19 protein-coding genes are annotated in these 19,602 nt (G+C 59.5%); 3 read left to right on the forward strand and 16 right to left on the reverse strand.

Features of this window, described 5'->3' with window-relative positions:
- Nucleotides 1-102 precede the first annotated feature (102 nt).
- From AC3WJM_RS12960 to AC3WJM_RS12995, 8 genes are all read right to left on the reverse strand, one after another.
- A complete protein-coding gene (locus AC3WJM_RS12960) occupies nt 103-3,237 on the reverse strand; it encodes a type I restriction endonuclease subunit R (RefSeq protein WP_492272056.1) in 3,135 nt (1,044 codons plus the stop codon).
- Nucleotides 3,238-3,247: 10 nt separating this feature from the next.
- A complete protein-coding gene (locus tag AC3WJM_RS12965; RefSeq protein WP_492272057.1) occupies nt 3,248-4,189 on the reverse strand; it encodes a restriction endonuclease in 942 nt (313 codons plus the stop codon).
- 2 nt (nt 4,190-4,191) lie between these two features.
- On the reverse strand, nt 4,192-5,499 hold the full coding sequence (locus tag AC3WJM_RS12970; RefSeq protein ID WP_492272058.1) for a restriction endonuclease subunit S: 1,308 nt from the start codon (nt 5,497-5,499) through the stop codon (nt 4,192-4,194).
- A gap of 38 nt (nt 5,500-5,537) precedes the next feature.
- Nucleotides 5,538-7,535: a type I restriction-modification system subunit M gene (locus tag AC3WJM_RS12975; protein ID WP_492272059.1), complete on the reverse strand. Its 1,998-nt coding sequence runs from the start codon at nt 7,533-7,535 to the stop codon at nt 5,538-5,540.
- Nucleotides 7,536-7,796: 261 nt separating this feature from the next.
- Nucleotides 7,797-8,750, reverse strand: a complete 954-nt coding sequence (locus tag AC3WJM_RS12980; protein WP_492272060.1) for a sporulation-delaying protein SdpB family protein — start codon at nt 8,748-8,750, stop codon at nt 7,797-7,799.
- Entirely contained in the window at nt 8,741-9,322 is a 582-nt protein-coding gene (locus tag AC3WJM_RS12985; protein ID WP_492272061.1) for an SdpA family antimicrobial peptide system protein, read from the reverse strand. Before AC3WJM_RS12985 ends, AC3WJM_RS12980 begins: the two co-directional genes overlap by 10 nt.
- 22 nt (nt 9,323-9,344) lie before the next feature.
- Nucleotides 9,345-10,043 (reverse strand): sporulation delaying protein family toxin, encoded by a 699-nt coding sequence (locus AC3WJM_RS12990; protein ID WP_492272062.1) that lies wholly within the window; start codon nt 10,041-10,043, stop codon nt 9,345-9,347.
- Nucleotides 10,044-10,081: 38 nt separating this feature from the next.
- Nucleotides 10,082-10,531, reverse strand: a complete 450-nt coding sequence (locus tag AC3WJM_RS12995) for a hypothetical protein (protein WP_492272063.1) — start codon at nt 10,529-10,531, stop codon at nt 10,082-10,084.
- A gap of 673 nt (nt 10,532-11,204) precedes the next feature.
- On the opposite strand from AC3WJM_RS12995, the gene AC3WJM_RS13000 reads away from it, so the two are divergent.
- Together AC3WJM_RS13000 and AC3WJM_RS13005 are read left to right on the forward strand one after the other, a co-directional pair.
- Nucleotides 11,205-11,912, forward strand: a complete 708-nt coding sequence (locus AC3WJM_RS13000; RefSeq protein WP_492272064.1) for an ABC transporter ATP-binding protein — start codon at nt 11,205-11,207, stop codon at nt 11,910-11,912.
- Between the two features lie 6 nt (nt 11,913-11,918).
- A complete protein-coding gene (locus AC3WJM_RS13005) occupies nt 11,919-12,662 on the forward strand; it encodes an ABC transporter permease (RefSeq protein WP_492259193.1) in 744 nt (247 codons plus the stop codon).
- Between the two features lie 209 nt (nt 12,663-12,871).
- Here the strand turns inward: AC3WJM_RS13005 and AC3WJM_RS13010 are convergent, their stop codons facing one another.
- A complete protein-coding gene (locus tag AC3WJM_RS13010) occupies nt 12,872-13,066 on the reverse strand; it encodes a hypothetical protein (protein ID WP_492272065.1) in 195 nt (64 codons plus the stop codon).
- Between the two features lie 260 nt (nt 13,067-13,326).
- Between AC3WJM_RS13010 and AC3WJM_RS13015 the strand changes: the two genes are divergently transcribed.
- Entirely contained in the window at nt 13,327-13,494 is a 168-nt protein-coding gene (locus tag AC3WJM_RS13015) for a hypothetical protein (protein ID WP_492272066.1), read from the forward strand.
- Between the two features lie 484 nt (nt 13,495-13,978).
- On the opposite strand, the gene AC3WJM_RS13020 is transcribed toward AC3WJM_RS13015, so the two are convergent.
- The 7 genes from AC3WJM_RS13020 to AC3WJM_RS13050 form a co-directional block, all read right to left on the reverse strand.
- Nucleotides 13,979-15,178, reverse strand: a complete 1,200-nt coding sequence (locus AC3WJM_RS13020) for a hypothetical protein (protein ID WP_492272067.1) — start codon at nt 15,176-15,178, stop codon at nt 13,979-13,981.
- Between the two features lie 324 nt (nt 15,179-15,502).
- A complete protein-coding gene (locus AC3WJM_RS13025) occupies nt 15,503-15,832 on the reverse strand; it encodes a hypothetical protein (protein ID WP_492272068.1) in 330 nt (109 codons plus the stop codon).
- 9 nt (nt 15,833-15,841) lie between these two features.
- On the reverse strand, nt 15,842-16,561 hold the full coding sequence (locus AC3WJM_RS13030) for a GAF domain-containing protein (RefSeq protein ID WP_492272069.1): 720 nt from the start codon (nt 16,559-16,561) through the stop codon (nt 15,842-15,844).
- Nucleotides 16,562-16,677: 116 nt separating this feature from the next.
- Nucleotides 16,678-17,457, reverse strand: a complete 780-nt coding sequence (locus AC3WJM_RS13035) for a GAF and ANTAR domain-containing protein (RefSeq protein ID WP_492272070.1) — start codon at nt 17,455-17,457, stop codon at nt 16,678-16,680.
- Entirely contained in the window at nt 17,454-17,735 is a 282-nt protein-coding gene (locus tag AC3WJM_RS13040; protein WP_492272071.1) for a hypothetical protein, read from the reverse strand. Before AC3WJM_RS13040 ends, AC3WJM_RS13035 begins: the two co-directional genes overlap by 4 nt.
- Nucleotides 17,728-18,462, reverse strand: a complete 735-nt coding sequence (locus tag AC3WJM_RS13045) for a GAF and ANTAR domain-containing protein (protein WP_492272072.1) — start codon at nt 18,460-18,462, stop codon at nt 17,728-17,730. The genes AC3WJM_RS13040 and AC3WJM_RS13045 overlap by 8 nt, the downstream gene beginning before the upstream one ends.
- Before the next feature lie 186 nt (nt 18,463-18,648).
- Nucleotides 18,649-19,554, reverse strand: a complete 906-nt coding sequence (locus AC3WJM_RS13050) for a helix-turn-helix transcriptional regulator (RefSeq protein ID WP_492272086.1) — start codon at nt 19,552-19,554, stop codon at nt 18,649-18,651.
- Nucleotides 19,555-19,602: the final 48 nt, after the last annotated feature.

The raw sequence follows: 19,602 nt of genomic DNA on the forward strand, positions 1-19,602 counted from the left end.
ATTCCTAATGGAACGAGAATTGCTACGACTACAAGGGAAGCGATCGTCTCGCCCGCTCCGTCGAAGTGAGACTTAACCCAGTTCTGGAACCTATTTCTGAAATTAACTTCTGAACGAATCAAATTTTCTCCCGCTATTGTTAAGGCTGACCGCGCTGCTGGGTGCCTGCAACTCCTCATATACCAGCTCGCTCAACATCATCAGCAAGGCCTTCATCTTTGTCTTGTCTCCTAGCGCCTGCAGGCTCAGGTTGTAATGGCTGTCCATCGAGTTCGACACCGCATCGGTGACGGCCTTCTCTAGGTGGGGACTGCCGCCGAAGTGGCTTCGCGAGTTGTTCTGTGCCTGCTTCTGCAACGTCTCGTTCTTCACCAGCTCGCGTCGCACGCCTTCCACGAAATGCGCCACTGCATCCAGTTCCTCGCCCTCGAACGGCAGGTTGGCCTGCTGGATGATCTCTTCCCATGTCGCAAGGACGGGATCCTTCGCCTGCCCGGTACCGACCTCAGTCGGCGGTTTCAGTAGCGCATCCTCGCCGGAGAGCTGAAGCTGGGCCAGTCCCTTGTCCTTGAGCGCGTACCTCGCAAGCACCACGTCGGAGAGGTCCAGCGCCACCTTCGCGTCGTTGACGCGGAGAACAGGCAGGAGGTGCTTGTAGTAGATCGAGCGCTTCTCCAGGTCCGTGTCTGCGAAATCGACGATCTGGGAGAGGAAGTCGTAGGCGCGGACAAAGGATCCGAGATCCTTGCGGAACAGGTCCAGTTCGTCCTGCGCGGCCTTGTCGCCCTCAGCCACCGCGGCATTGTAACGGGTGTTGAAGCGGGACTTCGCCGGGGCCACCCAGCCCGAGAGGGCGTTGTTGCCGGCCTCCAGGACGTAGGACTTCACCAGACCGTCCACCTCGGACTCAAGGTAAATCTGCGCGACGTCGAGCTTGTTCTGTAGATCGTGGACCACATTCGGATCGGAGACGCCTTCTAGCGAGGCCTCGCGGAAGTAGGGCTGGAAAGAAACCAGAATTTCGTCCGGATCGTTGACGAAGTCCAGCACAAACGTTTGGTCCTTGCCGACGGCGGTCCGGTTCAGCCTGGACAAGGTCTGCACGGCGGAGACTCCAGAGAGTTTTTTGTCCACGTACATCGCCACGAGCAGCGGCTGGTCGAAACCGGTCTGAAACTTGTTGGCGACCAGCATGATTTTGTACTCGTCGGTGGAAAACGCCTCGGGAAGCGTGCGCCCCTTGAGCCCGGGATTCATGTTGAGCTCGGTGAACTCCTCGGGGCCGGATTCGTCGTCGTTCACTTCACCGGAGAAGGCGACCATGGTGCCCAGGCCGGAGTAACCGGCGTCGTGGATGTACTTGTCGATTGCGAGCTTGTACCGGACCGCTTCCTTGCGGGAACCGGTGACTACCATGGCCTTGGCTTTGCCGTCGAGGCGCCAGGCGACGTTGGCGCGGAAGTGCTCCACGATCACCTGGACCTTCTGGCTGATGTTGTAGGGGTGCAGCTTGACCCAGTTCATCAGCGACTTCAGCGCCTCGGATTTCTCCACCTGCGCGTCGTCCGAGTCGTAGTCCCGGCCCTCGTGGGTGAGCCGGTAGGCCACCTTGTAGCTGGTGTAGTTCTGCAGCACGTCCAGGATGAAGCGCTCCTCGATGGCCTGCTGCATGGAGTAGAGGTGGAACGGCTGCGGCAGCCCGTCCGGGCCCTTGCGGCCGAACAGCTCCAGGGTCTTGGCCTTGGGCGTGGCGGTGAAGGCGAAGTAGCTGATGTTTTTGGCATCGGCACGCTCGGCCATTTCGGCCGCCAGGTAGCTTTCGACGTCGAACTCGCCTCCGTCGTTGACATCCGCCAGTTCCTCCGCGGAGAGGACCTTCTTCAGTTTGTTTGCGGTGGATCCGGTCTGTGAGGAGTGCGCCTCGTCCGCGATAATGGCGAAGTTCCGGCCCTTCAGCGCCTGGGATTCCGCGATGGCCTTCAGCGCGAACGGGAAGGTCTGGATAGTGACGATGATGATCGGCGTCCGGGCCACCAGTGCGGCAGTAAGTTCGGCTGACTTGGAACCGGCGTTGCCGCGAATGGGAACGACGACGCCAGACTTATGCTCGATCTGGTAGATCGCGTCCTGCAGCTGGGCATCCAGCACCGTCCGGTCCGTCACGACGATGACGGAGTCGAAGATCTTCTCGTTGCCGCCCCCGTGCAGGGAGCTGAGCTGGTGCGCGGTCCAGGCGATGGAGTTGGTCTTGCCGGAGCCGGCGGAGTGCTGGACCAGGTAGCGGTTGCCCGGACCCTCGGTCCGGGCGGTCTCGACGAGCTGGTTGACCACGTCCCACTGGTGGTAGCGGGGGAACAGCAGGGACTTGCGGACTTCCCGCTCGCCGGTGACGGGGTTGGTCTTGTCGCTGATTTGCAGGTGCAGGAATTTGCCGATGATGTTCAGCCAGAAGTCGCGCTGCAGGACCTGTTCCCAGAGGTAGCTGGTCGCCGAGCCCTTGGGGTTGACCGGGTTGCCGGCGTGGCCGTCATTCCCGAGGTTGAAGGGCAGGAAGTAGGTGTCCTTGCCCTTGAGTTCGGTGGTCATCTGGATTTCGTCGTTGCTCACGGCGAAGTGCACCAAGGCGCGGCGGCCGAAGGACAGCAGCGGCTCGTCCTTGTTCTTGCTGTTGCGAGGGTGCCGGTCCTTGCGGTACTGCTCGACGGCGTCGTTGATGTTCTGCGTGAAATCGGTCTTCAGCTCGATGGTCGCGACCGGCAGGCCGTTGACGAACAGGACCAGATCGATACTCTTCATGGTGTCGACGGTGGAGTAGTGCACTTGGCGGATGACCCGGAGGCGGACCTTGCCGTACCGCTCGAGCGTTTCCGGGTTCAGGCCCATGGCCGGCTTGAACTGGCACATCTCGAACCTGGCCGCGACATCCTTGAACCCGGTGCGCAGGACCGAAAGCATGCCGGCTTCCTTAGCCGCCGGCTTGTCCAGGACCTTGCACAGCCGGTCCAGGAGCAGCCGCTGGGCCACCTCGTGCTCGGCGGGGGAGTCCGTTGGCTTCAGGACTTTGGCCAGCTGCTCCGGCTGGGTGTCCGCCAGCCACGCGAAGACATCTTCCGGCACAAGCGCGCGGCTCGCGTCGTAGAGTTCGCTGGCCTTGCGGTGCGGCTCGTAGATCCATCCCTCGGCGGCAAGGGCCTGGCAGATCTCGTCCTCGAATGTCACTTCATTGTGCTGCGCCATACGGTTCCCCCTAGAAACTGTCGAAAAAGTCCTGGTCCAGCTTTTTCACGACTACTGTGCGGTCGACTTGGACACCGACGCCGTACTCGAACATGAGCGACGCCAGCCGCTGCCCGTCGATGAGAATCAGCGTGTAGTGTGCAGTGTCGCGGGCGACCGCTCTCGCCGCGGTGGTGAACGTCGAGGTGGTGATGAAGATGCCCTTGGTGGCTCTGAATTGTCCCAGCGCCCCGCTGAATGCCTGAACCTCCGGGGCTCCGACATTGTTGCCCTCGGAGTAGCGCTTCGCTTGAAGATAGACACGGTCGAATCCAAGTGCGTCCTGCCAGACAATACCGTCGATGCCTTTGTCCCCCGAGCGCTGCGTTGGCTTGAGATTATCCTCCCGGTCGGTCCCGTACCTGAGGGCCTTTACGACAAAGGGAATGAGGCGTTCAAAGGCGTCAGGGGTCAGCTCCAAGAGATTTCGGTAAATCTCATCAATGACGACTTGGTTAAGTTGTGCCGCTGATTGTTCGAGTGCCTCCGACGGGTCGGAGTCCGCGCCCGCGCCCGCGGCTAATTCGGGCTGAACGGCTGTCAATCCGGTCGCGGGCGCAGCCTTCGGTGCGCTGGACTTGGCCTGATACTGGCGATAGGACTCATACTCCTGCAGCGTCTGATAGGTAATCGGCGACCCGTTCGATGCGCGGCGAAGACCTTCCTCACTGATCCGGTACTGTCCGCGAGCCTCGCGAACCAGCAAGCCTGCCTTCATAGAATCAAAGACTGCCCAATTGATCCTGTTGGCCCAGCGGGCCTCGCCCGAGGACATGATTTCACCCATGTCTTCATCCGACAATTGGGTACGTTCAGCCACGGCATTTCGAATTTCAGCATTCCGACGTACCTGGCCGTCAGACATGGTCCTTAGGACGGGGTCAACGAATCCATGCCACTGAGGCAGCGTCATGACTATGCTGTTCCTTCTCGAACATCGATTTTGCCGGTGACGGCAGCGGATATGAGAGCGGAGCGGCGCTCCTCGAGTAGGTGTACGGCCTTTGTCGCCGTGTCTACGAGCCGAGTCAGCGCATCGGTTTCCCGGCAAAGTACTACATCAATTTGTGACTGTTCGGCACGCGGCGGTAGCGGGAGTCGAATATTTTTTAGAGCCGTCGTCGAGATGTTGTTCGCGAGTCCCTCGGCCCCGCTAATGCTGCCTTCCACCTGTTCCCGGTACAGCTGCGAGTTGAGGAACCACTCCAGGAAGTCCGCATCGATGTCCGGCTTCGGCACAAATCGGAACGTTTTGTCGGAGAGAATCAGGCTCGAGTCGAGCCTTCTCACGCGTGCGGCCGAGCCGACGAGCTTAGGCGATCCACTTGCGCGTGAGACCAACAGGTCACCGACCTTAACTACGATTGCTGGATCGACAGTGAAATTGCTCGGGAGTTGCTTGTTCTCGCTCTCCCTGAAGACGCCACCATTTACGCACCCTGACTTGAGGACGCCCCAAGATCCGGAACTAGCTGGGATACCGTCCGCTTGCGGACTTACCCCTTGATCGATGCGTCTCACGGCAAACTTGAGGCGACTATCTGCCCAGTGAACCGGGATGTCGCCGAGCCAAGGGATGCCCGAGGGTTTGGTGGGGGCCGTGGGGTCGAGGCCTTTGGTGACGGCGTGGGTGATGACGGTTTGGCGCTTTTCGGCGAGCAGTTCGATGAGCCGATCTTGCTTGCCGATCAGCTCGTCGATCTGGGCGGTTTCGCGATCGAGGAAGTCAGCGATGGTCCGCTGCTCGTTCGGGGAGGGCAAAGGGACGGGTATGTCACCGATCAGCTGCAGGTTCAGCCCATCTCGTAGATCGCCCCCAGACAGGCCTCGTACGTTTGCGTAGTTCGAGCGAAGCCACCAAAACAGGTATTTCGCGTCCACTCTCTCTGTGGGGATGAGAGCCGCCATGGACTGGTTGCAGGTCGCAGAAAAGCCGAGCTGAGCGACGGTTCCCTTGGTTTTCCCCTGGCCGGCTAACGCCATGACAAGCGCCCCTTTTGGAATCCACTTGGCACTACTGCCGGCAAAGCCTGTCTCGGAAATGTACGCCGACGGTTCATGGATAACTGGATCATTCACCGCGCCCGAGTTGAGCCAAGGAATCGACCCGTCGCTCCAAAAGTCGGGGTTTTCACGATCTGGGGTGCCGCCTGTGTACCGAGTCGAGAGCCACCGCAATGACGACACAGACCAGTGCGCCGGAACCTCATCGAGCCACGCCATGTGTGATGGCCTGTAAGCCTTGTAGGGAGCGTAGAGGCTCACTTCTCGACCTCGGCAAGAAGCGCGGTGATCTCCGAGATAAGTTGATTCAGATCGGCGTCGATCTCTTCCAGCGATCTGGACGCAACGTACTTGTAGAAGTGGCGCGTGAATGGGATCTCGTAGCCGATCTTGGTCTTGGATTCGTCGATCCACGCGTCGGGGACGTGGGGCAGGACCTCGCGTGCGAAGTAGTCCTGAATGTCCTCGCCCAGCGGGACGTTTTCGGTGTCGCGGAGGTCAGTGTCTGCCTCCGGTGTTCCCTTTGGGCCCTTGCAGACATCGGCGCTTTCGTCGCGTTCGGATAGCCCAGCCAGGACGGATTTCAGGACCGGTGCGCCAAGCTTCAAACCGGCGCTGACGAGGGCCGGCTTGAGGGCCTTGAGGAATGCCTCGCGGTTCTTCCAGAGCGTCGTTTCGTCTTCGCTCAGCCGGGTGAGCGTCTTCTCGAGAAGCTGCCGGTCGTCGTCGGACAGTTTCTCGGCGGGTTTCTGCGCCAGGACGGCGTCGATCCGTTCGGGCGTGCAGGTGAAGTTGAGCTTGAGCGGGCGCTCCACGGTGATGGTGGAGTAGCCGAAGTCCTGGTTGTTGAAGATCTTGGAGGCCTCGCCGTCGTCTTCGAATGCACCGTAGAGCTGGACGATGCTTGCGATGTCCTTCGGGCCGAGTTCCTTGCGCTTTGAACCGAGGCTCTTGCGCATCTTCTGGAAGAAGTCGACGCCGTTGATCAGCTGGATCTTCCCGACGCGTTCCGGGTGCATCTGCTTCTTGCTGTTCGAGAGGATCCAGATGTATGTGGCGATGCCGGTGTTGTAGAACATGTCCGTGGGCAGCGCGATGATTGCCTCCACGAAGTCGTTCTCGATGAGGTACTTGCGGATTTCGGACTCGCCCGAGCCGGCGCCGCCCGTGAACAAGGGCGATCCATTCAGGACGATGCCGATGCGGGAGCCGCCGTCGTGCGCGGGGCGCATCTTGCGGACCAGGTGCAGCAGGAACAGCAGGGAGCCGTCGCTGACGCGGGGCAGGCCGGGGCCGAAGCGGCCGTCGAAGCCGTGGAGTTCGTGTTCCTTCTGGATCTGTGGCTGGATCTTCTTCCATTCGACGCCGAAGGGCGGGTTGGAGAGCATGAAGTCGAACTGTTGGCCGATGTTCTGGTCGTTGGCGAGGGTGTCGCCGACGGAGATCTTGGAGATGTCCTGGCCCTTGATCAGCAGGTCGGACTTGCAGATGGCGTAGGACTCGTCGTTGATTTCCTGGCCGTACGCGACGAGGGATGCGCTGGGGTTGAGCGCATGGAGGTGTTCCTGGGCGACAGTGAGCATGCCGCCCGTCCCGGCGGTTGGGTCGTAGATGGACCGGACGATGCCCTCCTTGGTGAGGACGTCGTCGTCGTAGTTCAGCAGCAGCTGGACCATGAGCTGGATGACTTCGCGCGGGGTGAAGTGCTCGCCGGCGGTCTCGTTAGAGGCTTCGGCGAAGCGGCGGATGAGTTCCTCGAACATGAGGCCCATCTCGACGTTGCTGATGGTCTCCGGGTGGAGGTCGATCGCGGCGAAGTCCTTGGTCACGTGGTAAAGCAGGTCCGAGCTGTCCAGCTTCTCGAGGGTCTTGTAGAACTCGAAGCGTTCGAAGATGTCCCGAGTGTTCTCCGAGAAACCCTGGACGTAATTGAGGATGTTCGCCTTGATGTTGGTGGGGTCATCGAGGAGCTTGGCGAAATTGAACTTGGAGGTGTTGAAGAAGCTGTGGCCGGAGGCCTTCTGCAGGAAGGTGTCCAGGGGGATATTCAGGTCCTTCTTCGCTTCTGCCTCGGCAAGGACGGCGTCCTTGGTTTTTTCCAGCACGCAGTCCAGGCGGCGGAGGATGGTGAAGGGCAGGATCACCGAGCCGTACTGCGCCGGTTTGTAAGTACCCCGCAGAATATTCGCGATGCTCCACACCAGGTTGGCGTTGTTGTTGCCGGCCACTGTTCCCACTTCCGTTGCTGCGGGCAATGCGGGGGGCAGCTTCTTAAATTGATGCTGGCATCGTCCCCATTGCCGTGCAGCATTCATTGATTACGCACGTACTCGCTTTGCATTCTATTGGGAGCAGACGATCGGAGCTGACGGATTGGCCGACTTGAGGGCCCGCGTGTCCTGACGCGAAGCTACATCTCCGGGGACCGAAGATCAGGCCAGGCAAGTCGATCGCAGCGAGCACGACAAGGAGCCTCGGGAGCGGGATGATTTTGGACAAGCCACGTGCGATGACGGTTAGATTGCGCCTCCTGCGGTCGGCAGATTCTTTTGACTGATCACTGGTGCAGGTCTGCTTCTTCTCAGTGAGTATCCGGTGCTGAAGGCAACGCTTGTGCGAGGGAGTGTCAGAATGAGGTCCGCAGCGATCATGGCTAGGGCGAAACTCCACAATCCCATGAAGAAGGCAATTCCGGCATGGAAAAATGCCGCCGCAAGGAAGAGGTAAGGGCGCCACGAGGTCGGGGTTAGCAGCGTCACCGCAAGGGCGAATTCGAGTGCCAAGACGGACCAGGTTAGAAGGCTCACCATCGCTTCGTTTTCGAGGAGTGGCGCAAGTAGGACTCTGACGGGATTGGAGAGGCCGAACACGCCCGAAGCAGTGTAATAGAGGTTGTTCCCGGTTGCCCACTCGGTCTGCGCGGTCTTCTCGATGCAAGATTGCAGATATACGATGGATACCTGAATCTTGATTCCGATCAAACCTGCGACAGCCCAGCTGCGTCTCCTGCCCGTTGGGCGCATGGCGTCTGGTGAGGGCGACCAATGGTTCCTGCGCGGGTCAGTCACGCAGATGGGTATTAGTAGGAGGGTCAACACGACGGTGATTTGATCGCCTCCGTCGGGAATAGCAATCCCGTTGAAGACCGAAAATGAGACCCAGTAGTGAAAGAAGCACGTGACCTGGGGGAAGTGCCCCGACATGACCAAGAGCAGCAAGCCGATCGCGGCCCACTTCGATTGGTCAACGTTGGTGGGTCCAAAAACGCAGAAGAGATTGAGTGCGTTGATTCCCTCGCATACCGGTTGGGCGCCGATTCCCCAAAGAGGCTGGAAAAGGCTGGTGGTCGGCGTCGCGCTGAGTGTCAGTAGGCTTGCGAAGGCCAAGACAGATCGAAGCACCCCGATAACCGGTGACCACGCAACAGCCCTGACGCCCTCGATTCCAGGCTGAAAAATCTTCAGGGGCATGTGGCCTCCAAGCTGACTACTTTTTGTGCCTGGAATCGAGCATCAGTCAGGTGTCTGTAGGCCCACGGAACGGGAACCACTTCGACGACTTTGATAGAACCACAGAGACTAGGGTCAGGCTTCTCGTTGCGCACCTTGATGTCCCCAACAGGACCGTCGAGACACGAGTTGGTTGCGGGGCCACACTTGTTCCAGCTCTGGGAAGCCACTCGGTTCACGATGTTTGCGAGCTCAACAGGCTGCCCACGGCCGAACCGGCTGATGCCGAAGTAGTTCTCGGCTTTGGTGGTCGGTAGTTGAAGTAGCTCTCGATACGCGCCGGCGTCGCCTTTCGCGAAGACGAGCAGGAAGGGATCCCGGGGCGATTTTGTGAAGAAGGCCCAGCCCTGAGGAACCGCTCTTGACAGGCTTTCCTTCACGGCGTCCATTCCAGGGGGATGAAATGTGGAGTGAGGCGAAACGGCGAAGATGGAATATACCTGGACAGCGCAAACGAAGAAGATCGGTATTGCCGTGTGCCACTTCGCGATGCGCCGTGAACGGACTCGTATTCGGCGGGGGAGAGGCAGCATGTGATTGAACCGTGGAAGATCTTTACTTCGCGAGTGCAAGAGTCAACGCGGCCACGGTGTCTTCGGTGACGGCCCGGTGTTCGTCCGTCGCAGCCACGGTCTCGAGGCTTGAAGCACGGTTAACATTCACCGATACTGAAGCGTTGAACCAACCAACCGCGTTTACTGCGCCAGCGACATTAACAATGCCTGCGTAATTGACCACGACCGCTCCGCTCCAGACTGCTACGGCGGCAACAGCAAACACCCACAGGCAATTGCCGGATGCGCCTCCATCTTTGTTCGCTGAGGCTACTTCCGCGGCATACTTTTGGCGAACAGTCTGAAGGACATCTGTGCTTGTTGCGGCAAGAGAGGACTCGACCTGATAGACGTCGCCGGAGGTGAGATTCTTGTGCAGCTTTGCTAGGTACCCCGGTTGTGAGTTTTCAAGATGGTCGGCCACCTCATTTGCCATCCGCTGGATGTCCCCTTCCTGGCTTGCGTGTTGGTTCAGATACGTTCGAAAGCCCTGGCTTCGGACCTTTTCGCTGAGCTTGGGCACCTGATCTCCGGTGGCGAACCAGATAGCTTGAAACAGGGAACGGGCGGATGCATCATCGTTCTTCTTGAGGACTTCAACCGAGTCGGACGGACTGGTCGCTGCGACCGGCGGTGTCCCAGCCGGCAATCCGGTGAAGAGCAATGCAGAAACGACGCCACTGCTGAGTACTTTGTTCATGATTCCTCCGCTAATTATTGTTCGAATGGTGCATTTATTCACTTAGTCGCAATTTGACTCATAATTGTTGATGCAACCTCTTCGGGATGGGTGGTTGAGACGATCCATTGGCGGTGCTTCGTGTCCAGAGCGATCGCGGGCCCTCCCACCAGCAAGCCTCGGGTATTCTTTCCGATAACCCGGAAGCCATATCCGTCAGAGAGGGACGTGTTCTGTGCAATAGTTGCGGCCGCAACGTCTGAGATCGACATTTCGGTTGAATAGAACGGCGCGCAGCGCAGAACGATTTTGTCTTCGACTATTGCGACGGAGACGGTCATCCGAACAATCGTCCAGGTAACGGCAACGATGCTGGTTGCAATGAGGAGTCCGGGCAATAGGATGCCCGAGACCAGGGCGGACACGACTAGGACGATGACTGAGGCGCCAACAATTCCCCAGATCAAACCTTTGGAACGACTTTCCAGCCGGGCCTCTGATATCACCATGTCTTCCCCCAACGCCGTACATTCACTTCGATCGGACTTTGAAGCAACCAGGTTGCTGGAGATGCCGTCGACGCCGCTTCCATCAACAGCAAGATAAGCCCGGCTGAGGGCGTCTCCGTGTGCGAAGTACTGAATCTCAGTGTGATTTCGCCAAAAATCAGTGTGAAAAAGGCCAATCTCAGTGTTCGCAGGCGGACATCTCCGTGTTCGCCAGCGCGAGCATCTCCGTGTATGGAGTCCGCCGTCGCACCCTTTCAACCGCCCGCATACCTGACCCACGACACCCTGCTAGCCGGCAGGGATCCCGGCCTGGCGGCGCACGGGTATGCCCTGGGCGCTCTCGCATCCAGTGGAAGTGTCCGATGTCGAACTGCTCACGCGGGATACCGATTCACTACGCAATTTGCTCCGTTTCACCACTCATTTTCCCAGTTCCACCACTCATTTTCGGTGGACGACTCCAGAATGATGTTTTGCGCGAGCTAGGCTCCCTCAGGAGATCCGATTCCGAGTTGTCGGTGCGAATCGGACCGACACCGCCCTTGGGCTGGTTCACCGGAAGTGAACCGTCGCGAACGGCTTCGTTGCTTCCCCAGGAAGCCATACACATTGTGTGTGCCGACTCCATAAGTCCCGATGAACTAGCAGAGCTGATAGAGGTTGAGGCGCGAAAATGATCCTTATCGAAGCGCGAGGCATTTCAAAGCAATACCCTGGCAGGACCGCCAAGGCCGTCAACAATGCCTCGATCAAAATTTCCCGAGGCGAGATCATCGCAGTCGTAGGTCACAACGGCGCCGGAAAATCCACACTGTTCGACATCCTGGGTGGCTTAACCAGGCCGGACCAGGGCAAGCTCGAACTCCACGTGCCCTCGAATGAAATCGGATGGTGCCCGCAGCGGGAGATCATTGACTGGTCACTGACGGTTCGGCAGAACATTTCCATTGGCTTGGAACTCCGCCAGCGGTCCACACGCGCTAAGCGCCGTGAAACTATCGAAGAGTTGGCGGCCGCCATGGGCCTTGCAGACTACTTGGAAAGAACTGCGGAAACCCTGTCCGGCGGGGAACTTCGGCGCACACAAATAGCCAGGGCCATGGCGGGAGATCCTCCGCTGATGATCTTGGACGAACCGACTACCGGTCTTGATCCCTCCGGAATCTCGAAAGTCTTCGCATATCTCGACTGCAGAATGGAGCAGGGCGCGGCGGCGCTCATCAGCACGCATGAAACCTCCAGATTCGCAACACGCTGCACAAGGGTTGTTGCCCTGCACAAGGGAGAACTCATAGCCGACCTTCCCGTTGACGAATTCATGCTGGCTGCACCCCTGTCTGAAGACCTCTGGGACGGGTACCTGGCCCGGGCAGGAGTCTGATCATCCATGCGCAGCCTGGTTCTGACCAAATTTCACTTCCTGTCTATGTTGAACTGGCGTTCTGTTTACTTGGGTCGGTTCATCGAACCCATTGCCTTTCTTATCCTTCTTGGCGGGGGGCTCAGCGGCTCGGTCGCTACGGAGGAGGGAAGTTACCCGGCCTTCATCCTTGTCGGTCTGATATGTCTCGTCGCATTCAGGGCGGGAACCGCGACAGTGAGCGATGTAGCGAATGACAGGAAATGGGGAATATTTGCAATCTACGTCATGCAGGGCGGCGGCATTGCCGGCTACGTTGGAAGTCTCGTCTTATTTGCCGTTTCCGTTTTCCTGGCCCAAGTCATCACTCTCGCCGGAGTCGCGATTGTCCTTTTCGGAGCCGACGTCATGCAACCGGACCAACTGTTCCAACTCATTGCGCTAGGCGCTGTGATTGTTGTGGGTTGGGTAGGATTCGGGGCCGCAGCTGGTGCCAGGATTCAGTCATACTCCAAGCGTGATTTGGTTATTACTCTTACATCACTTCCGGTGGTTTTAGCGGCTCCGCTGTTTTATCCTCTGGACTCTGCACCCCAGTACATCAAATGGCTATCAGCAGCCAACCCGCTTACATATCAAGTGTCTTGGCTTAGGGCCGAAGGCTCGGGAATTATGCTCGGCTATGGACTTGCCCCCGCATGGTGTCTCACGGGACTGTTACTGGCGTTCTTCCTCCTTCGCACTGCCGACCGGGTCTCAAACGAAAGATAGTCCGCCCGAAGGATCCACCAGTAACGTCCGCGCAGGACGAAGACCCGAAAACCTGCCGACCTTGCCGAATCGCGAATAGCGAGCGAATGACTCTGGCGTTGCCAGCCGATACCCCTAAAGAGAGCGGCTCTGTCCCGCTTTTCTTGACCGGTAACGGGGAATCGCCGGGACACCAAGGAAGTGCGTCAATAATCATGGGGGCCGATGCCCTAGTAGCTGAGTCCGAAGTGCAGCGCGAACGTTCCGAGTGCGGCACCGATGCGGCTGACGGCGGTGGTGATGCCGACCGCGCAGCGCGAACGTGGGTGGGGAACATTTCGCTCGGGTAGGCCCACTCCAGGATGCTGGGTCCCCGGGAGAAGAGGGCGTAAGTCTGTTGGGCTCACCACGACCGACAGGTTCATGTATACCGCTTTCGTCAGAAGTTACAGTTATTACTCTCGCGAGCATTTGATGTGGCTTGGAACCACCTGTTCCGACGAGGAGCGGGACAAGTTTCGGACCAAACGGTCGTTCCCGGCAACGATCAAGAGCATTGCGGCCGCGGAGAGAGTTAGAAGTTTCATCTACAGCAAAATAAGCCCCGCCGAGGGCGTCTCCGTGTGCGATCTACCGAATCTCAGTGTGATTTCACCAAAAATCCGTGTGAAAAGAGCCAGTCTCAGTGTTCGCAGGCGACCATCTCCGTGCAGCCGAGTCCGCCGTCGCATCGTCCAGTCCGAAGCGCTCGGGTGTCCAGGAATTCGTCGGCAAGGAACCTGCGGCGTGGTTGGAGGCCGAAGACTTCGACTCGAATATGGTCAGGGTCCCACCGCTGGCACCGGCTCCCTGAAACGAATTATCGTAGACGCAATAGACTTTGGGAATTTGGGGCATTCTGAACTCGCCAGGGACGGGGGAACGTTGAACAGACCAGTAAGCAGGGGATTATTCTTTGGGGCTGGGTTCGGATGCGCCTATGCGCTAGTGGTTCTTTTCTTGGGCGGGCCCGGCGGCCCGGGATTGGCGATACTCTCGGGCCTCGGCGGCGCGATGGTAGGTGCCGTCTTGGGTTGCATCATTGCCGTATTGATCTTTTGGGCGTGTCGCCTGATCGTGATTCGACGTGATCTTGAAAAGGCCATCGCCGCCGTAATTACCGGGGCTTCAACGTTGCTGATCCTCATGGCCTTGGCTTCGACATCAGATTCAACGTGGCCGTGGTGGACGAATCTTGTTTCGGCCGGTGCGGCAGCTCTTGTAGGCGGACTGGCGTGGCCGCGCACGAAAACTGTCGTTGGGGAGTCTCGCTAGACTCCCCAACGACAGATCCTTAGTTAGTAGGGTGGGTAGAGAGCAGGCCAGTTGCAGGCTGAGGCATTCGTCCTCCAAAGCCCCATGCACATGTTGCTTGCAAATTGGTACCACTGCCCACGTGCGGCGTACTGGTTCCCGGCGTTCAGTACTCCGCGGTCAATGACGATGGCCGCGTTGACGTTCAAAGCCCTCTCGCCGTTTGGCTTGGGTATCGAGGCGAAATTGATGATCGATCCCTCGCCGTCGAAGTGCCCTGCCAGTGCCGTGAATTGGAAATAAAAGTTTCCGGCATAACCAATTTGCACTGGCGCCGGAACCTGAATCGCCCCGGCAACGAGGATTTTCAGATCCAAGACCTGCCCTACGTAGGGGTACGTCGACGTCGCCCCGTTGATCGGGAAGTAGCAGTTGAAGCAGGTTCGAAGGAGATTGAACGGCTCCACGTGATTGCCGTAGCCCAGTGAGAACTCGTAGTTGTAGGTCCACGAAGGGGCCGCCATCACGAGCGGATACGCAGTCGCAGTGGTGGGCTGTACCTTCTGCGTGATCGTGGCTGCGCTAATTTCCAATGTTGTGGGGACTGCGTTGCCCGCAGAGTCCTTGGCGCTGCCCTGCTTCACCGAACCCAAATAGTTGCCTTGAGCCGAGTAGAAGTTCTTGGAACCAGGGATTCCGTCCGAGACAGTAAACCCGGGCGGAAGGTCGTAGTCAAAGGCCGCCGTCCGATCCGCCTTGGGACTGCCGAGGGCAACAAACACATCGGCACCACTCGGCGTGGAACGCACATACAACCTTCTGTCGATACCAGAAGTTGAATACACCGCAGTGTTCCCGGATACCTTGGCTTTCCCATGGGCGAACGAGGCAGTGATCTTCCTGTCCGGCTTCTTCTGATCATTCCCCGACGAAACGAGAATCTCGGCCGTGCCCGAAGCTGAGAGTTCGACTTTGCTGGGAACGTGAGCCTTTTGACCAGTATCGGTTGGTCGCCCAGGTGCAACAACGCCAGCCTTATTTGTAGGGTCAACCAAGTTCGACGTGACCTGCATTCTCGTCGATGTCTTGGCCAGGATCTGGTTAGCATCTTCCAGCGTGGGTGGCGCTGCAAATGCCGAGGTGGGCTGGGCGACAAACAACCCAAGCGCGATAATTCCGGCTGCGACTGCTCGACTGGCTTTTGTCTTTCCTCGCAGAACGCAGCCAATTTGGTGCCAATTCATAATCCCCCCAAGGGTTAGGTTGACATTGTTTGGTTGGGAGGGTTTGTCAGCTCTTGAGCTGCTGACGGCCCCATCCTGAGAGAAAGATAAACCTGCGAAAGCCCGTCTCCGTGTGGAATCGGTCCAATCTCCGTGCGTTTTGGGCGAATCTCCGTGTGAAAATTGCAAAATTCAGTGTGGAAGAGCCGGGGTCTACGTGTTTGGCCTACGTGTGGTTACGTACCACGCACCCCGCCCCGCGCCGGAACCACACGCGAAGTGAAGGCAACCGCCTAGGTGCCGGGCCGCCGTCGTACACCCCACCCACGGCGGGCAACCCGCCGCCTACTCCCCGGAATCAGACTCCGGCAGCTCCTGCGTCCCGGACCCGGGTTCCTTCCTCGGAAACTCACCATCCGAGCCGAGCTCGTCGGAGTAGGGTGCGCGACCCTGGGGGAATGTGTCGATGAGTTCGTTGGCGGCCATGGCCAGGAGGTCGCGTTGCAGGACGGGGAGGGAGAGGAGGCCTTGGAGATAGGCTTCCACCTCGTATTCGCCAACTTCGCCGCCCAGGCTGAAGTACTTGAGCCAGAGATCGCCGACGTTGATGCGTGCTGACTTCATGGCAGCGGCCAGCATGCGCTGCTGTTGTGGTTCGTGCTGATCGAAGCCCACGGGCCGGCCTTAGTCCAGGGCCGCCGGAATCCCGGCGACGAGATCGGCACTGATCTGGCCCAGCGTGCTATTCTGCAGCCGGGCCCGGCGCATCAGTTCGGCAAGGGCCATGTCAACGGTCAAAGAGTGGCGCTGCATCAGTATGCCGCAGGCGCGGTTGACGAGGTCTCGACTGTGGAGGGACTCCGCCAGGGCTTCGCTGATGCGGTGTGGCGCTTCGCTGGCCTGGATATTCGCCAGCAGCGTCGCTGCCGGGGCGGCGAATAGTTCCAGCACCCGGGCCGCGTCCTCGCCGAAAGCGCCGGCACGGTCCGAGTAGATCTTCAAGGCGCCGATGCATTCTTGCTCGGCGATCAAAGGGGTGCTGACCACCGCATGGATGGGCATGCCCTTCACGGCGTCGGTCCAGTCCGGCCACCGCGGATCAGTTTCGACGTCCCGGACGATCACCGTCTCCTCCATCGCCCAAGCCGTCAAGCACGGCCCCTGGCCCAATTCATATTGGAGTGCGTCCGCGCGGGTGACCACCTCGTCCGTCGATGCACTGCTGGTCAGCCTGCCCCTCGAATCCAGGATGGAGACCCCCGCGCCGCTCGCTCCGGGCACGGAGTCCTTGATGGCACGGGCAAGCAACCGCACGGCGCGGTCCACTTTCTCTTCCGTCAGCAGCAGGCCCTGGATTCGCGCGATAACGGTCGACAGTTCATCCAGCGGTAGTTTCCGCGCCATAGTCCTCATTCATCTAGATCCAGTGCATCGAGCCGCAGCGTTCCTCTGAAAGAGAATTCAACACGGCAGTGGGTGCGCTGTTCCTAGCTTAGTCCGCACCATTCCCAGCGCTTTGGCTATTCGTCGAAGTAAGCTTCTGGATCCGTCTCGCCCGACACGGAGGCAATGACATGAGCGGCAATGTCCCGGAGTTTGACGTTCCGGCTGTTCGACGCCCTGGTCAAGACCTTGAAGGCCGTGTCGCGGCCGCATCGGTTCTGCGCCATGACAATCCCGACGGCGGTATCGATCGTCGAGCGGGACTGCATGGCTGCAGTGAGATCGTCCTTGGCGTTACGCAACTGGGAGATCTTCAAAGCCAGGCGAAGGGACGTTGCTGCACCCTCGGCGAATTCCTCCGCGGCCGTAATGTCCGGTCCTGTAAACCCGTGCGGGGTGGTCGAATAGAGGTTCATGACGGCCTCGGTTTCACCGTCCAGATCAAGCGGCACTGCCAGGATGGCTCCAACGCCGTTCCGCCAAACAGCCTCCATGTAGTCGATCCAACGGCTTTCGTGGCGGCTATCGACGACAAGAACCACCGAATTGTGCCGAAGCGCCGTGAGGCACGGCCCGTCGCCGAACTCAATCTGCAGTTCATCGAGAGCGCCCACTCTTTCATCGCTGCTGCCCGTGGTGACGCCCTTTTTCCTTGTCACAACGGTGACACCGCACGAGACGGCGTTGGAGGCAGTTGTCAGCGCGGCCGCTGCAAGGTTGGCTAGGCTAGCGAGGAATTCGTCCAGGTCGACGCTCTCCAAAACAAGATCCTGGAGGGTCACGCCAAGATCCTGGTTCGGGTGGGCGGCCAAGCCGACCGACGCATTGCGGGCGGGGCCCCGCTCTGCATTAGTCATGTGCCTGCCATCCTTTCCGAACCCAGTTCCTGCATCGCCTCTGTGTCTAGTTCCCGCATTGCCAAGGCCAGAAGCTTCATTTGGGATGGAGGGAGCTCGCCGAGCTCATGAAGGTACGCGTCCACAGCCATTTCATCCACATCGCCCCCAATCCCGTAAAAGTAGGCCCATACCCCGGCCAAGGCCGTGCGGCCGTCACGGTACCATTCGGCGGCGCTTCTCCGTTGCGCGGATGCCCACTCAGGATGACGCAATCCCGACCCCTCACGATTATTCATGGGATGCACCATGGGAAGTCCAATCCTGGGGGACTGATCCATTCAGGATATCGGTGGCGATGTCATGAAGACGCCGGTTGTTGTTCCGCGCAGCAAGCTGAAGGAGTTCCATGGCGCGGTCCCGCCCACAACGGTTCTGGAGCATGATCAAGGACAGCGCCGCGTCCACCACGGCCCGCGATTGGAGGGCCGAGCGCAAATGTTCAGGGTATGGCTCCGGGACGTGAAGCCGCAGCGCCAACCTCAGCGTTTTCGAAATTGTCTCCGCATGCTCCAACACGCGGGCGACGATGGCCGGATTAAAGGTCCCGGGCGCATAGGCGTAGCAATTCAAAGCTGCGCGTGAGGAAGAGTCCGTCTGGATCGGCACTGCGAGGACAGAGCGAATACCTTCGCCATCCACCTGGTGGGCGTACTGTGCCCAACGGTCGTCGGCCTGCAGGTCGTCAATCAGCACGCGATGTTGGTGACGCAAGGCCGTAAGGCAAGGGCCGTCGTCGAACGCGTATTGCTTCTCGTCCAAGCGCTGCGCCGCAGCGGTACTGCTCGCCACCGTCGAAGGGCCGGCATCCCGTTCGACGGTAATAGCGCACAAGAGAGGTTCCCTGCCGTCCAACAACGACGCTGAGATGGTAGCCAAACCTAGGAGAAATTCGGTGAAGCCCGGGCTTTCAAGCAGTAGATCCTGCAATTGTTCCGTGGTGGGTACTGCGTTGTTGTTGGCCATGCGGCCTCGATTCCAAGGGGCGCCCGGGATCTTCGACCCAGGCCTGCAGCCGTGGCCGCTCGCGCGCCGCACAGCCCTGATATTCAATCCCCGGACCCGAACGACCATCCCGAAATCTACTAATTCGACACTACGCCCTCGTGGGAACTTAAGACACGAGAGCGCGTGGGCGCGGGCGGAGAAGGCTCAGACCTCACCTTTGGTGCTGGCTCTAAGGTCCAGCGAGGGCTTGGGGGACTGGACGATATTCTCGGTTGCCGCCCAGGAGGCGAGGAGTTTGAGGGCTTCTTCCGAGGGGCTGCCGGGAACCGCGGGGTAAACCGTGAGGGTGTGGCCTGGGTCGTCTTCGAGTTCCATGGCCTGGTAGGTCAGTTCCAGGAGCCCGACCACGGGGTGGTTGAAGAACTTGGTGCCTGAATAGTGGCGGCGGACGTTGTGTGCTGCCCAGCGCGCGCGGAATTCGTCGCTGCGCATGGAAAGTTCCCCAACGAGTGCTGCGATGTCCTTGTCGTGGGGGTTGCGGCCCGCGTCGCGGCGCAGAATCGCGACGTTGACGTTCGCTGCACGGTCCCAGTCGGGGTAGAAGTTGTGGGCGCGGGGGTCCAGGAAGATGAAGCGCGAGTGGTTCGCGGGGCGTGCCGGGCCACGGTACATCTCGGAGTAGAGGGCATAGCCGAGGGCGTTGGCGGCAACGATGTCCATGCGGTTGTTGCCGATAAAGGCCGGGGCGCCGGTGATGGCGTCGAGCAGATACTGCATCACGGGCCGCACGGCCGACGCAGGTGGGCTCGCGGGTCTCCGCGCAGAGGGACCGGCCGCACGTGCCAGGTCATAGAGGTGGTCGTGTTCGGCGCGGTCAAGCTCCAGAGCCCGAGCGATTGAGTCGAGGACGCTGTCCGAGACCCCGGTGAGGTTTCCACGCTCGAGGCGGGTGTAGTAGTCGATGCTGACCCCGGCGAGACGGGCGACTTCTTCCCTTCGGAGACCCGCCACTCGGCGCCGGCCGCCGATGGGCTCGATGCCTGCCTGCTCGGGGGTGATGCGTCCTCGGCGGGAGACCAGAAACTCTCGTACCTCGGCTCGGTTATCCATATGGAAACGGTACGACGTAACCACGAACGGTTGGGAGGTTCTGCCATA

Source organism: Arthrobacter sp. FW306-1B-G06A (assembly GCF_058781765.1).